Source organism: Streptomyces sp. NPDC085937, assembly GCF_044540535.1.
Classification (GTDB): Bacteria; Actinomycetota; Actinomycetes; order Streptomycetales; family Streptomycetaceae; genus Streptomyces.
The window spans coordinates 55582-69160 of the sequence record NZ_JBITSH010000008.1; the positions used below are offsets into that span (position 1 = coordinate 55582).

The window sequence follows — 13579 nt, forward strand, 5'->3', positions numbered from 1 at the left end:
CCCGTGAGCACCCCGCCCCGGCTGGGCAGACGCACAGTGAGGACAACGGACGCCGGACCGCGGCGGCCACCCCGCGCCACCGGCTCCGTCGTCCGCCGCGGGTAGATTCGAGGACGGGCCGGTGTGCCGTCCGCACAGGCACCGACCGGCCGGACCGACGACTGCAGGAGTGATTCGCGTGGATCGTGTCGCGCTGCGCGGCCTGAAGGCCCGCGGGCACCACGGAGTGTTCCCGAAGGAGCGCGAGGAGGGCCAGACCTTCCTCGTGGACCTCGTCCTCGGCCTGGACACCCGCCCGGCCGCCGCCGACGACGACCTGACGAAGACCGTGCACTACGGCATCGTCGCGGAGGAGGTGGTGGCCGTCGTGGAGGGCGAGCCCCTCAACCTCATCGAGACCCTCGCCGAGCGCATCGCCCAGGTCTGCCTGAAGCACGACGTCGTGCAGGAGGTCGAGGTATGCGTCCACAAGCCGGACGCGCCGATCACCGTGCCCTTCGACGACGTGACCGTCACCATCACCCGGAGCCGCGTATGACCAGGCCGTCCACCACGGGCCACACCGACCCGACCGTCCAGCCCGTCCCCGCCTCCGTGGTCGAGCAGGTGGACGCGGCCGACACCACCCTGCAGAACCCGAAATGGGCCGTGGTCTCCCTCGGCGCCAACCTGGGCAACCGTCTGGAGACCCTGCAGGGGGCCGTGGACGCCCTGGAGGACACCCCGGGCATCCGGGTCAAGGCCGTCTCCCCCGTGTACGAGACGGAGCCCTGGGGCGTCGATCCCGGCAGCCAGCCGTCCTACTTCAACGCGGTCGCCGTCCTGCGGACGACCCTGCCGCCGTCCTCCCTCCTGGAGCGCGCACACGCCGTCGAGGAGGCCTTCCACCGCGTACGGGACGAGCGCTGGGGACCGCGCACCCTGGACGTGGACATCGTCGCCTACGCCGACCTCCACTCCGACGACCCGCAGCTCACCCTCCCGCACCCGCGCGCCCACGAGCGGGCCTTCGTGCTCGCCCCCTGGCACGACATCGACCCCGCGGCGGAGCTCCCGGGCCGCGGCCCGGTGGCCGACCTGCTGGACACCGTCACCCGCGAAGGTGTCACGCCCCGCGCCGACCTGGAACTCCGGCTGCCCGAGTAGCCGTTAAGGTCGAGACGGCCACAGCCCGGGGCACCGGTCCGGGGAACGCGAAGGGACACCGTGAAAGAGCTGCGCATCAGGGTGCTGGCCGGCGTCTTCGTCGTCGCCGGAGTCCTGTCCTGGGCCGGAGCCCGCCTGTGGAACTCCTTCGGGACCCTCCCCAGCGTGCCCGTCGCCGCGCCCATCGTGCTCGCCCTGATCGCCGTGGTCCTCGCGGCCACCGCGCTCTCCCTGCGGGCCCGCCTCAAGGCACAGCGCGAGCGCCGGCCCGACGCCAAGGGCGTCGACCCCCTGATGGCGGCCCGCGCGGTGGTCTTCGGGCAGGCCAGCGCCCTGGTGGCCGCACTGGTCGCGGGCCTGTACGGCGGCACCTTCGTGGTCCTGCTGGGCTCCCTGGACATCCCCGCCCGCCGCGACCAGGCCATCTACGCGGGCTTCTCGGTCGTCGCGGGCATCGGCGTGATAGCGGCGGCGATCTTCCTGGAGCGGGTCTGCAAGCTCCCGGAGGACGAGGACGACGACAATCACCCGGGCGCGGCCCCGGCGGCCTAGGGGCGTCGTACACAGAAGAAGGGGCACGGTTCACACGAACCGTGCCCCTTCCTCCGTGGCCCCTTCTCCGTGTACGGCGTCAGCGCGCCATGATCAGGCTCATCGCCTCGTTGCGGGTCGCCGCGTCCCGCAGCTGGCCGCGCACGGCCGAGGTGAGCGTCTTGGCGCCGGGCTTGCGGATGCCCCGCATCGACATGCACATGTGCTCGCACTCCACGACCACGATCACCCCGCGCGGCTCCAGGATGTCCATCAGCGAGTCGGCGATCTGCGTGGTGAGTCGTTCCTGCACCTGCGGGCGACGGGCGTAGACGTCCACCAGCCGGGCCAGCTTGGACAGCCCGGTGATCTTCCCGCTGGTGGACGGGATGTACCCGACGTGCGCCACGCCCCGGAACGGCACCAGATGATGCTCACATGTCGAGTACACCTCAATGTCCTTGACCAGCACCATCTCGTCGTGGCCGATGTCGAACGTCGTCGTCAGGACGTCCTCGGGCTTCTGCCACAGCCCCGCGAAGATCTCCCGGTACGCCCGCGCCACCCGCGCCGGCGTCTCCTGCAGGCCCTCACGGTCCGGGTCCTCGCCCACCGCGATCAGCAGCTCGCGCACGGCGTCGCGGGCCCGCTTCTCGTCGAACTCACCGACGGGGGCTATGCCGTCCAGCGTCACGGGGTCGGTCATGGGGTGCCTCGTTCCTGATGCCTGCACGCGTGAGGGGCACGCGTCTCGAACTGCGGGTTACGCAAATGCCGCGTCCCCCAGGCTAGAACCTGGGGGACGCGGCATCCATTCCGGGCCCGGTGGGGCGCGGTGAGCCCTGGATCAGCTCTCCGGGCGCTCCTCCGGGGCTCGCTCCGGCTGCGGGGCGGGCTCCGTCGTGGCGGTCTTCGTGGTGGAGATGGCCGGCGTGGCGCCGTTCGCCCCGTTCGTCAGGGCCAGCTCCTTGGGGGAGAGGACCGGCGGGCGGGTGGACGGCGTACGGCGGGAGGAGCCGGTCCAGGCGGGCCTGGGCGGGCGCTTGACGATCGGCGCGAAGACCTCGGCGATCTCCTCCTTGCCCAGTGTCTCCTTCTCGAGGAGGGCCAGGACCAGGTTGTCGAGGACGTCGCGGTTCTCGACGAGGATCTCCCACGCCTCGTTGTGCGCGGTCTCGATGAGCTTCTTGACCTCTTCGTCGACCAGCGCGGCGACCTCTTCCGAGTAGTCGCGCTGGTGGGCCATCTCCCGGCCGAGGAAGGGCTCGGTGTTGTCGCCGCCGAACTTGATGGCGCCGAGCCGCTCGGTCATGCCGTACTGGGTGACCATCGCGCGGGCCAGTCCGGTGGCCTTCTCGATGTCGTTGGCGGCACCGGTGGTCGGGTCGTGGAAGACGAGCTCCTCGGCCGCGCGGCCGCCCAGCATGTAGGCCAGCTGGTCCAGCATCTCGTTGCGCGTGGTGGAGTACTTGTCCTCGTCCGGCAGGACCATGGTGTAGCCGAGGGCGCGGCCTCTCGACAGGATGGTGATCTTGTGAACCGGGTCGGAGTTCGGTGAGGCCGCCGCGACCAGGGCGTGTCCGCCCTCGTGGTACGCGGTGATCTTCTTCTCCTTGTCCGACATGATCCGGGTCCGCTTCTGCGGGCCCGCCACCACACGGTCGATCGCCTCGTCGAGCATGTGGTTGTCGATGAGCTTCTGGTCGCTGCGCGCGGTGAGCAGCGCGGCCTCGTTCAGCACGTTGGCCAGGTCGGCACCGGTCATGCCGGGCGTGCGGCGGGCGACGGCGCCGAGGTCGACGTCCGGCGCGACCGGCTTGCCCTTCTGGTGCACCTTGAGGATTTCGAGGCGGCCCTGCATGTCCGGGCGGTCGACCGCGATCTGGCGGTCGAAACGGCCGGGACGCAGCAGCGCCGGGTCGAGGATGTCCGGGCGGTTCGTGGCGGCGATGAGGATCACGCCGCCCTTCACGTCGAAGCCGTCCATCTCGACGAGGAGCTGGTTCAGGGTCTGCTCACGCTCGTCGTGACCGCCGCCGAGGCCGGCGCCGCGATGGCGGCCGACCGCGTCGATCTCGTCGACGAAGACGATCGCGGGGGCGTTGGCCTTGGCCTGCTCGAACAGGTCACGGACCCGGGAGGCACCGACACCGACGAACATCTCGACGAAGTCGGAACCGGAGATCGAGTAGAACGGCACGCCCGCCTCGCCGGCGACGGCGCGTGCGAGCAGCGTCTTGCCGGTACCGGGCGGGCCGTAGAGCAGCACACCCTTGGGGATCTTGGCGCCGACGGCCTGGAACTTCGCCGGCTCCTGCAGGAACTCCTTGATCTCGTGGAGCTCCTCGACGGCCTCCTCGGAGCCCGCGACGTCGGAGAACGTCGTCTTCGGGGTGTCCTTGGTGATGAGCTTCGCCTTGGACTTGCCGAAGTTCATGACGCGGGAGCCGCCGCCCTGCATCTGATTCATCAGGAACAGGAAGACGACCACGATGAGGACGAAGGGAAGCAGGGACAGCAGAATGCTCACGAAGGGGTTCTGCTTGGACGGCGAAACGGTGTAGCCGTCCGGGATCTGCTTGTTCTGGAACTTGTCCTGCAGCGTGCTGGCGATGGTGACGCCCTGGTCGCCGATGTAGCTCGCCTGGATCTTCGAGCTGCCCTCGACCTTCTGGCCGTCCTTGAGCTCGACCTTGATGATCTGCTCGTCGCCGGTGGTCAGCTTGGCCTGTTCGACCTTGTTCTCATTGATCGCCTGGACGACCTGGCCCGTGTCCACCGTCTTGTAGCCGCCGGACGAACCGACGACCTGCATCAACACGACCACGGCAAGGACGGCCAGCACGATCCACATGACCGGCCCACGGAAGTATCGCTTCACGTCCATCCATACGGAGCGGTGCCGCCCCGTCCCTCCTGCCATAGTGAGTTTGATAAAGGCTGTTCTTCGGACGGTACCCCAGCATGGCCCCCCGAAGCTGCGGGGGACGGCCGACAGTGGCGCCCACGCATGCTCCAACGCCGAGGAGCCCGCCGGGGTTCCCGATCATGTACGGCGGCCGGGGCCGCCCGGGTTCAACCGCCGTAGACGTGGGGCGCGAGCGTACCCACGAACGGGAGGTTGCGGTACTTCTCGGCGTAGTCGAGGCCGTAGCCGACGACGAACTCGTTGGGGATGTCGAAACCGACCCATTCGACGTCGATGGCGACCTTGGCGGCCTCGGGCTTGCGCAGCAGCGTGCACACCTTGAGGGAGGCGGGCTCGCGCGAGCCGAGGTTGGAGATCAGCCAGGACAGGGTCAGTCCGGAGTCGATGATGTCCTCGACGATCAGGACGTGCCGGCCCTTGATGTCCGTGTCGAGGTCCTTGAGGATCCGCACGACGCCGGAGGACTGGGTGCCCGCCCCGTACGAGGACACGGCCATCCAGTCCATCGTGACGGGGGTGGACAGCGCCCGGGCGAGGTCCGCCATCACCATCACCGCGCCCTTGAGCACGCCGACGATCAGCAGGTCCTTGCCCGCGTACTCCGCGTCGATCTTCGCCGCCAGCTCCACCAGCTTGGCGTCGATCTCTTCCTTGGTGATGAGTACCTTCTCGAGGTCGGCACCCATGTCGTTCGCGTCCACCCGCATCACTTTCGGTCGTCCCACCGGCCGGTCCGGTCCGCCCCGCGACTCCTACGGGTCGGTGGGGTCCGGATTCAGCCCTGCCGAATCACCAGTCTGCCACCCTGCCGGCGGGCGACGACCCGGCCGGGGAGATTGATGGCCCCCTGACCGCGCCAGCCGGTGATCAGCCGGTCGACCTCCTCGATGTGGCGGGCGAACAGCGAACCGGCCGGGGCGCCCGCCTCGATGGCGGCCCGGCGCAGCACCCGCCGGCGTACGGCGGGCGGCAGGTCGTGCAGGGCGTCGCACTCCAGGCGGCCGTCGTCGTCGCGGACGCCGGCCGCGGCCTTCCCGGCCCAGGCGTCGAGGGCGTCCGCGTCGTCACGGGAGAGCTGGGCCGTACGGGCGAGGGCCTCGACGACGCCCTTGCCGAGGGCCTTCTCCAGGGCGGGCAGGCCTTCGTGGCGCAGCCGGGAGCGGGTGTAGGCGGGGTCGGTGTTGTGCGGGTCGTCCCAGACGGGCAGGGACTGCACCATGCAGGCCTTGCGGGCGGTCTGCCGGTCGAGCCGGAGGAAGGGGCGCCGGTAACGGCCGTCGGCCCCCGAGACCGCGGCCATGCCGGACAGGGACCGGATGCCGGAACCGCGCGCGAGGCCGAGCAGGACCGTCTCGGCCTGGTCGTCGCGGGTGTGGCCGAGCAGGACGGCGGCGGCGCTGTGGCGCTCGGCGGCGGCGTCGAGGGCGGCGTAGCGGGCGTCCCGGGCGGCGGCCTCCGGACCGCCGTCGCGGCCGACGGTGACGGCGACCGACTCGACGGGATCCAGGCCGAGTTCACGCAGCCGGGCGGCGACCTCGGCGGCGCGCAGGTCGGAGCCCGGCTGAAGGCCGTGGTCGACGGTCACGCCGCCGGCGCGCAGGCCGGCCCGGGGGGCCTCGAAGGCGAGGGCGGAGGCGAGTGCCATGGAGTCGGCGCCGCCGGAGCAGGCCACGAGGACGAGCGGGGAGGAGGACCGCTCGTCGGTCGCGGGCCGGCCGGGCGGCCGGCCGTGTTCGGCGAGGATGTCGTTGAGGACGCGGCGGACCGCCAGGCGTATCGCCGCGACCGCAGGATGGGGACCCATGTCCGGTTCCCTTCGATGATGTTCCGGGGGGTTGAGCCCGAAGGTTCGGTCACGCAGAGTGTGTAGATGGTGACAGAACCGGGCCGTTCCCCGAGCATTGCACGCCTGCCCCGGACCCACGGTCCCTCGGACGGGTGATTGGCGGGGCGTCCGTCTGCCGCCCCGGACACCCCGCGCGACGGGGGCGCGGTGCTCATGCCTCCGGTTTGCTGTGCACCCGGGTGATCCAGTCCGCCGGTTTGCCGATCTCCGCCTTGGTGGGGAGCGTGTTGGGCGAGGTCCACACGCGGTTGAAGCCGTCCATGCCGACCTCGTCGACGACCGCACGGACGAAGCGTTCGCCGTCGCGGTACTGGCGGAGCTTGGCGTCCAGGCCGAGCAGCTTGCGCAGGGCCATGTCCAGGCGGGAGGCGCCCTTGGCGCGGCGCTGCTGGAACTTCTCGCGGATCTCGGCGACGCTCGGCACGACCTCGGGGCCCACGCCGTCCATGACGTAGTCGGCGTGCCCCTCCAGCAGGGACATCACCGCGGTGAGCCGGCCGAGGATCTCGCGCTGGGCCGGGGTCTGCACGATCTCGACGAGGGAGCGTCCGTCGTCGCCCTCCTCGCCCTCGGGACGGCCGCCGGCGAGCGACTGGGCCGCCTCGCGCACCCGTTCCAGGACGGTCATGGGGTCGACGTCGGTCTCGCCCAGGAACGCCTGGATCTCGCCCTCCAGGTGGTCCCGCAGCCAGGGCACGGCGGTGAACTGGGTGCGGTGGGTCTCCTCGTGGAGCGTCACCCACAGGCGGAAGTCGTGGGGCTCGACGTCGAGTTCGCGTTCGACGTGGACGATGTTCGGGGCGACCAGCAGCAGCCGTCCGCCGCCGTTCGCGCCGGCCGGGAGGTCGCGGGTCGCGGGGGCGAAGGTTTCGTACTGGCCGAGGACGCGGGAGGCGAGGAAGGACAGCAGCATGCCCAGCTCCACGCCGGTGACCTTGCCGCCGACGGCGCCGAGGACCGCGTTGCCGGGGCTGGTGCCGCGCCGCTCCTGCATCTTGTCGAGCAGGGGTTTGAGCAGTTCACGGAAACCGGCGACGTTGGCCCGGACCCAGCCGGGGCGGTCGACCACGAGGAGGGGCGTGTCGTGGGTCTCGGCGGTGCCGAGACCGGTGAAGCCGCGGACGTGTTCCTCCGCGGCCTGCGCGTGGCGGCGGAGTTCCGCGACGACGGCGCGGGCCTCGTCCCGGCTGACGTCGGGGCCCGGCCGCATGAGCCTGGTCGCGGTCGCGACCGCGAGGTTCCAGTCGACCATCCCGGAAGAGGCAGCACCACCGATGCTCGTCATGCGTCAACGGTACGTGAGTGGTGGGGTTACGGGCAGGGCGAGGAAGCGGGGGCCCGTTCGCGCAGTTCCCCGCGCCCCTGGGGCGACATGGTCGCCGCGCACTCCAGCCGGCCCCGCGGGAGGGGCTGCGTCACCCTGGCCCCGCTTCAGAGGTCACCCCCCGACACCCCCGTTCGCGCAGTTCCCCGCGCCCCTGGGGAACTGCCGTCCCGGCACCTATGACCTCCCGCCCCTCGGGGCCGCGGGGAACCGCGCGAAGGGGGTCCGGGAGCGGAGCCCCCGGAGTGGGTGAGGGGGGCGCCTCCGCCTTGGCAGCGGGGTGTCAGCGGCAGCCGCAGGCCGACAGGGCTGTGGCTGCCTCGTCGAGGGCTGTCTGCGCCGCGTCCGGCCCCGGTGTGTCGTTGGCCAGGAAGGCGAACGCCAGAAGACGCCCGTCACGGTCGACGACCGTACCGGCCAGCGTGTTCACGCCCGTCAGCGTGCCGGTCTTGGCCCGGACGACACCGGCCGCACCGTCCTCGTACCGCCCGGACAACGTGCCGGTGAAGCCGGCGATCGGCAGCCCGGTGAGGACGGACCGCAGCTCGGGGTGGGCCGGGTCGCCGGCCTTGACCAGCAGGGCGGTGAGCAGGTCGGCGGTGAGCCGGTCACCCCGGTCGAGACCGCTGCCGTCCTTGACCTCGATGCCCTTCACGGGCAGCTTCAGCTGCTTCAGACGGGCGGTGACCGCCGCTCCCCCGCCCGCGAAGTCGGCCGGCTTGCCGGTGGCGAGGGCGGTGTGCCGGGCGAGCGCCTCGGCGAGGTCGTTGTCGCTGTGGGTCAGCATCCGCTCCACGAGCGAGGCGAGCGGCGGCGAGGAGACCGTAGCGAGGGTGGTGGCGCGGGTGGTCGACTTGGACGGGCCGGGCGGCGTCGCCGTGATCCCGTGCTTCTTCAGCAGCTCCCCGAACGTCCGGGCGGCGTCGGCCGCGGGGTCCGCGACGCGGGGCGCGGGTCCGCTGGAGGAGTCGTCGGTGCGCCCCTCGTCGGCCATCAGGGGGGTGACGGCGGCGAGGTTGGGGTTGACCCCGATCGGGTGCAGGGTGCCGCCCTTGTAGAGCGTCGTGTCGTACGACAGCGTCACCTTGCGCACGCCCCGCTTGCCGAGGGCCGCGGCGGTGCGCGCGGCGAGGTCCCGCAGGCTGGCGAACCCCTTGGCCTGCTTGCGGGCGGTGAGCGTGGGGTCGCCGCCGCCGACCAGGACGACCTCCCGGGTGTCGGGTTCGTAGACCGTGCGGGTGGTGAGGCGGTGGTCGGCGCCCAGGGCGGAGAGCGCGGCGACGGCGGTGGCGATCTTCGTGGTGGAGGCGGGGGTGAGGGCGTCGCCGGAGCCGGCGCCGTAGAGCCGTTTTCCCGTGGCGACATCGACGACGGCGGCGGAGCGGCGGCCGAGCGCCGGGGTGTTCAGCAGCGGGTCGAGGACGGCGGCGAGCGCCTTCCCCGCGGGCGCCGACCGCACGGTGGTGGCGGTGCCGCCGAGGCCGGTGAGCACGGACGGGGCGGGCGGGGCGGCCTGGGGTCCGCGCGGCGGGGTGCCCGCGTGCGCCCGGGAGCCGTCGTGATCTGTGCCACGCGAGGCGGTCAGGGCCACGGCCCGGTCCCGCTCGGCCGTACGCTGACCCGTGGAGTCCCAGGGGCCGGCGGCGGTCACCACACCCGCGGCCAGCGCCAGACCGGCGGTGGCGGCGGTCGCGGTGTACCAGCCGGTGCCGGGCCGCGCGACCCGCGGGGCCTGCGGCGATCCCGGCCGGCCCGACCGCGTGAACCACGGCCCGGCGGCCGCGGCGACACGCGCCAGACGCGGTCGTACGGCGTCCGCGATCCGCACGACGTGCGGTCCCGCGGCCCGCCAAGGCCTCAGCTCCGGCACGACCACCAGCCCCTTTCGCGATCACACACCTGCGTGAGGGACACTTAACCACCAGAACTATGTGCTGATCATGGAGGAGCGTCCGGTGGAGTTCGACGTCACGATCGAGATCCCGAAGGGTTCGCGGAACAAGTACGAGGTGGACCACGAGACGGGTCGGATCCGGCTGGACCGTCGGCTCTTCACCTCGACCGCCTACCCGACCGACTACGGCTTCGTCGAGAACACCCTCGGCGAGGACGGCGACCCGCTGGACGCGCTGGTCATCCTGGACGAGCCGACGTTCCCGGGCTGCCTGATCCGCTGCCGCGCCATCGGCATGTTCCGCATGACCGACGAGGCCGGCGGCGACGACAAGCTGCTGTGCGTCCCGTCGACGGACCCGCGCGTGGAGCACCTGCGCGACATCCACCACGTGTCGGAGTTCGACCGCCTGGAGATCCAGCACTTCTTCGAGGTCTACAAGGACCTGGAGCCCGGCAAGTCCGTCGAGGGCGCCGACTGGGTCGGCCGGGTGGACGCCGAGGCCGAGATCGAGCGGTCCTACAAGCGCTTCAAGGACCAGGGCGGCCACTGAGCACCGCCGCCGAGAGGCACCGGACGGGGGGGCCCCCCCCCCCGGGGGGCCCCCCCGCGGGGGGGGGGCCCCCCCCCCCCCGGCCCCGGGGCCCCCGCGGGGGGGGGGGGGCGCCGGGGGGGCGCCCCCGCGGGGGGGGGGGGGGGGGCCGGCGGGCGGGTGTGCGCGGGCTCACACCCGCGATACTCCCCCCGGGGCGCCCACTGCCCCCCGCCGCCGCGCGCCCCGGGCGGGCCCCCCCGCCCCGGGGGGCGCCCCGTCTCGCTGTGCCTGCGCAAGACCGGCGAGGCACGGGGCACACTGAGGGACGGTGTCGTCAGCAGGGAGAGCACAGCACGTGACGGACGCGGAGGACCGCAAGCCACAGTCGGACGAGGCGAGGAACGCCTTCGTACCCCCCTCCGGTGTCGCGGCACCGGCCGACAGCGAGTCGCAGACGACGTCCGAGTTCGCCGTCCCCGACGGGCTGGCCGTGCCGAAGCCGGGCACGGAGTCCGAGACCACCTCGGAGTTCGCCCTTCCGGACGGTCTGGACGTGGCCCCGCCCCCGCCGTCGCCGGAGGCGGAGGGGTCGGCGTTCAGCACGCCGAGGACCTACAGCGCACGGCAGGCCGCGGCCTTCACCCCGCCGGCGGGCGTCCCGCTGGTGCGGCTGACCAAGGACGTGCCCTGGCAGGACCGGATGCGCACGATGCTGCGCATGCCGGTGACCGAGCGGCCCGCTCCGGAGCCGGTGCAGCGGCACGACGAGGCCGGTCCGGCCGTGCCGCGCGTGCTGGACCTGAGCCTGCGTATCGGGGAGCTGCTGCTGGCCGGCGGTGAGGGCGCCGAGGACGTGGAGGCGGCGATGTTCGCCGTGTGCCGCTCCTACGGCCTGGACCGCTGTGAGCCCAACGTCACCTTCACCCTGCTGGCCGTCTCCTACCAGCCGTCGCTGGTCGACGACCCGGTGACGGCCTCCCGCACGGTACGCCGCCGCAGCCCCGACTACACCCGGCTGGCGGCCGTCTACCAGCTGGTGGACGACCTCAGCGACGACGAGACGCAGGTGTCCCTGGAGGAGGCCTACCGGCGGCTGGCGGAGATTCGCCGCAACCGGCACCCCTATCCCGGCTGGGCCCTGACGGCCGCCAGCGGGCTGCTCGCCGGGTCCGCCTCGGTGCTGGTCGGCGGTCAGCTGCTGGTGTTCGTGGCGGCGGCGATCGGCGCGATGCTCGGCGACCGGCTGGCGTGGCTGTGCGCCGGGCGCGGGCTGCCGGAGTTCTACCAGTTCACGGTGGCCGCGACGCCGCCGGCCGCGATCGGCGTGGCACTGACCCTGGCGCACGCGGACGTGAAGGCGTCCGCGGTGATCACCGGTGGTCTGTTCGCGCTGCTGCCCGGACGGGCGCTGGTGGCGGGCGTGCAGGACGGTCTGACCGGCTTCTACATCACGGCGTCCGCGCGTCTGCTGGAGGTGCTGTACTTCTTCGTCGGCATCGTGATCGGCGTGCTGACGGTGCTGTACTTCGGCGTTCAGCTCGGCGCCAACCTGGTCCCGGACGCCGCGCTCGGCGGCTCGGACCCGCAACCGCTGCTGCAGATCGCCGCGTCCCTGGGCCTGTCGCTCGCCTTCGCCGTGCTGCTCCAGCAGGAGCGGGCCACCGTGCTGATGGTGACGCTGAACGGCGGCATCGCCTGGGTGGTCTACGGGGCGATGCACTACACGGGCGACATCTCGCCGGTGGCGTCCACGGCGGTCGCGGCGGGTGTGGTGGGCCTGTTCGGGCAGCTGCTGGCCCGCTACCGGTTCGCGTCCGCGCTGCCGTACACCACGGCCGCGATCGGCCCGCTGCTGCCCGGTTCGGCCACGTACTTCGGTCTGCTGGGCATCGCGCAGAACGAGGTCAACCGGGGTCTGACGTCGCTCACCAAGGCGGTGGCGCTGGCGATGGCCATCGCGATCGGGGTGAACCTCGGGTCCGAGATCTCCCGGCTGTTCCTGCGGATCGGCTCCGCGGAGAAGCGCCGGGCGGCGAAGCGCACGCGAGGCTTCTGACCCTCGGTCCGCGCCGGCCGCCGCCCGGCTCCGGCTCAGTAACCGCCGTTGTACGGCTGCTGCCGGTCGTACTGCTGGTCGTTCCCGTAGGGCTGCTGCCGGTCGTTGCCGTAGGGCTGCTGCCGGTCGTTGCCGTAGGGCCGGCGCGGGTCGTACTGCCCGCCGTCGCGGTACGGCTGCTGCTGGTCGTACCTCTGACCGTCTCCGTACGGCTGCTGCCGGGGCTGCTGCTGCGGGTGGCCGTTCGGGGTGCCGCCGTAGGGCGGGCGGGGCTGCTGGGGGTCGCCGCCCTGGTTGCCGTAGTGCTGCCGGCCGGGCTGCTGCGGGGCGGCCGGGGTGACGCGGCGCAGCTGGGTGGTGGCGTCGTCCATGACCGGCGGCTGGGCGTACTGCGCGGCCGGGGCCTCGGCGGCGGCGCGCTTCTTCTTCCCGCGTTCGCGCAGGTACTCGATGAGGATGGGGACCACGGAGACGAAGACGATCAGGATGAGGATCGCCTCGACGTTGGCCTTGATGAAGCTGATCTGGCCGAGCCAGTACCCGGCGAGGGTGACACCCGTGCCCCAGGCGACACCGCCGATGACGTTGTACGTGAGGAACGTGCGGTACTTCATGCGGCCGGCGCCGGCCACGATGGGCGCGAAGGTCCGCACGATGGGGACGAAGCGGGCCAGGACGATCGCCTTGGGACCGTACTTCTCCATGAACTCGTGGGCCTTCTCCAGGTTCTCCTGCTTGAAGAGCTTGGAGTTGGGCCGGCTGAACAGCCGGGGCCCGAAGAACTTGCCGATCATGTAGCCGACCTGGTCACCGATCACCGCGGCGAGCACGATCAGGAGGCACACCAGCCAGAGCGGCTGGCTGATGTAGGTCCCCTCGGCCACGAACAGACCCGCCGTGAACAGCAGGGAGTCGCCGGGCAGGAACGCGAAGAGTCCGGACTCCGCGAAGACGATCAGCAGGATGCCGGGAAGGCTGAAGGTCTCGATGAGGTAGTCCGGGCTCAGCCACTCGGGGCCGAGCGCAAGCGTGGTCACGGGGATGTGGCTCCTGCAGCTGGGGGTCAAGGGCGGGGGCTGGCTGCCCAAATTATGAACGCAGCCGTCGAAGCCCAGGTTCCGCGGGGGTACCCAGCATGCACTGTGCCCCTGCCCGGGGAAAGCCGCGAGCCGGGGCCGTGGGCGATCGCCGCTGGTCGTGGGGCCGGGGGGGCGGGGCCCCCCCCCCCCCCCGGGGGGGGGCCCGCCCCGGGGGGGGGGGCGGGCGCCCCCGAATACGGCCCCCCCCCGCGCGGGGGGGGGTGGGTGAGCCGGGAAAA

The 13579-nt window shown here is 72.2% G+C and carries 12 protein-coding genes; 5 read left to right on the forward strand and 7 right to left on the reverse strand.

Going from position 1 to position 13579, the window contains the following annotated elements; all coding sequences use genetic code 11:
• The first annotated feature begins 178 nt into the window (after positions 1 to 178).
• The 3 genes from folB to ACIF8S_RS18480 are packed head-to-tail and all read left to right on the forward strand — an operon-like array spanning position 179 to position 1698.
• Positions 179 to 538 carry a dihydroneopterin aldolase gene (gene folB, locus ACIF8S_RS18470; protein ID WP_024885844.1) on the forward strand — a complete coding sequence of 120 codons (360 nt, stop codon included), beginning with the start codon at positions 179 to 181 and terminating at the stop codon, positions 536 to 538.
• Positions 535 to 1146 carry a 2-amino-4-hydroxy-6-hydroxymethyldihydropteridine diphosphokinase gene (folK, locus tag ACIF8S_RS18475; RefSeq protein WP_400000109.1) on the forward strand — a complete coding sequence of 204 codons (612 nt, stop codon included), beginning with the start codon at positions 535 to 537 and terminating at the stop codon, positions 1144 to 1146. Before folB ends, folK begins: the two co-directional genes overlap by 4 nt.
• 60 nt (positions 1147 to 1206) lie before the next feature.
• Positions 1207 to 1698 (forward strand): DUF3180 domain-containing protein, encoded by a 492-nt coding sequence (locus tag ACIF8S_RS18480; RefSeq protein WP_400000110.1) that lies wholly within the window; start codon positions 1207 to 1209, stop codon positions 1696 to 1698.
• A 79-nt stretch (positions 1699 to 1777) separates the two neighbouring features.
• Here the strand turns inward: ACIF8S_RS18480 and folE are convergent, their stop codons facing one another.
• From folE to dacB, 6 genes are all read right to left on the reverse strand, one after another.
• Positions 1778 to 2383 (reverse strand): GTP cyclohydrolase I FolE, encoded by a 606-nt coding sequence (gene folE / locus ACIF8S_RS18485; RefSeq protein ID WP_349795161.1) that lies wholly within the window; start codon positions 2381 to 2383, stop codon positions 1778 to 1780.
• A 141-nt stretch (positions 2384 to 2524) separates the two neighbouring features.
• Positions 2525 to 4564, reverse strand: coding sequence for an ATP-dependent zinc metalloprotease FtsH (gene ftsH, locus ACIF8S_RS18490; RefSeq protein ID WP_400000111.1), 2040 nt, complete (start codon positions 4562 to 4564; stop codon positions 2525 to 2527).
• Between the two features lie 188 nt (positions 4565 to 4752).
• Positions 4753 to 5313: a hypoxanthine phosphoribosyltransferase gene (gene hpt, locus ACIF8S_RS18495; RefSeq protein ID WP_037723004.1), complete on the reverse strand. Its 561-nt coding sequence runs from the start codon at positions 5311 to 5313 to the stop codon at positions 4753 to 4755.
• 68 nt (positions 5314 to 5381) lie between these two features.
• Positions 5382 to 6410 carry a tRNA lysidine(34) synthetase TilS gene (tilS, locus tag ACIF8S_RS18500; RefSeq protein WP_400000112.1) on the reverse strand — a complete coding sequence of 343 codons (1029 nt, stop codon included), beginning with the start codon at positions 6408 to 6410 and terminating at the stop codon, positions 5382 to 5384.
• A gap of 193 nt (positions 6411 to 6603) precedes the next feature.
• Positions 6604 to 7737: a zinc-dependent metalloprotease gene (locus ACIF8S_RS18505; RefSeq protein WP_349795164.1), complete on the reverse strand. Its 1134-nt coding sequence runs from the start codon at positions 7735 to 7737 to the stop codon at positions 6604 to 6606.
• A gap of 322 nt (positions 7738 to 8059) precedes the next feature.
• Positions 8060 to 9652 (reverse strand): D-alanyl-D-alanine carboxypeptidase/D-alanyl-D-alanine-endopeptidase, encoded by a 1593-nt coding sequence (dacB, locus tag ACIF8S_RS18510; protein ID WP_400000113.1) that lies wholly within the window; start codon positions 9650 to 9652, stop codon positions 8060 to 8062.
• Between the two features lie 79 nt (positions 9653 to 9731).
• Here dacB and ACIF8S_RS18515 point away from each other — a divergent pair, with 79 nt between their 5' ends.
• A complete protein-coding gene (locus ACIF8S_RS18515; protein ID WP_024885835.1) occupies positions 9732 to 10223 on the forward strand; it encodes an inorganic diphosphatase in 492 nt (163 codons plus the stop codon).
• A gap of 337 nt (positions 10224 to 10560) precedes the next feature.
• Positions 10561 to 12261 carry a threonine/serine exporter ThrE family protein gene (locus tag ACIF8S_RS18520; RefSeq protein ID WP_400000114.1) on the forward strand — a complete coding sequence of 567 codons (1701 nt, stop codon included), beginning with the start codon at positions 10561 to 10563 and terminating at the stop codon, positions 12259 to 12261.
• Positions 12262 to 12296: 35 nt separating this feature from the next.
• Here ACIF8S_RS18520 and ACIF8S_RS18525 read toward each other — a convergent pair whose 3' ends face one another.
• Complete coding sequence (locus ACIF8S_RS18525; protein ID WP_400000115.1) at positions 12297 to 13298, reverse strand: VTT domain-containing protein; 1002 nt, start codon at positions 13296 to 13298, stop codon at positions 12297 to 12299.
• Positions 13299 to 13579: the final 281 nt, after the last annotated feature.

Coding starts and splice junctions, on each gene's coding strand:
- folK (WP_400000109.1), top strand. CDS start 535: ATGACCAGGCCGTCCACCACGGGCCACACCGACCCGACCGTCCAGCCC.
- folE (WP_349795161.1), bottom strand. CDS start 2,383: ATGACCGACCCCGTGACGCTGGACGGCATAGCCCCCGTCGGTGAGTTC.
- ftsH (WP_400000111.1), bottom strand. CDS start 4,564: ATGGACGTGAAGCGATACTTCCGTGGGCCGGTCATGTGGATCGTGCTG.
- hpt (WP_037723004.1), bottom strand. CDS start 5,313: ATGCGGGTGGACGCGAACGACATGGGTGCCGACCTCGAGAAGGTACTC.
- tilS (WP_400000112.1), bottom strand. CDS start 6,410: ATGGGTCCCCATCCTGCGGTCGCGGCGATACGCCTGGCGGTCCGCCGC.
- ACIF8S_RS18505 (WP_349795164.1), bottom strand. CDS start 7,737: ATGACGAGCATCGGTGGTGCTGCCTCTTCCGGGATGGTCGACTGGAAC.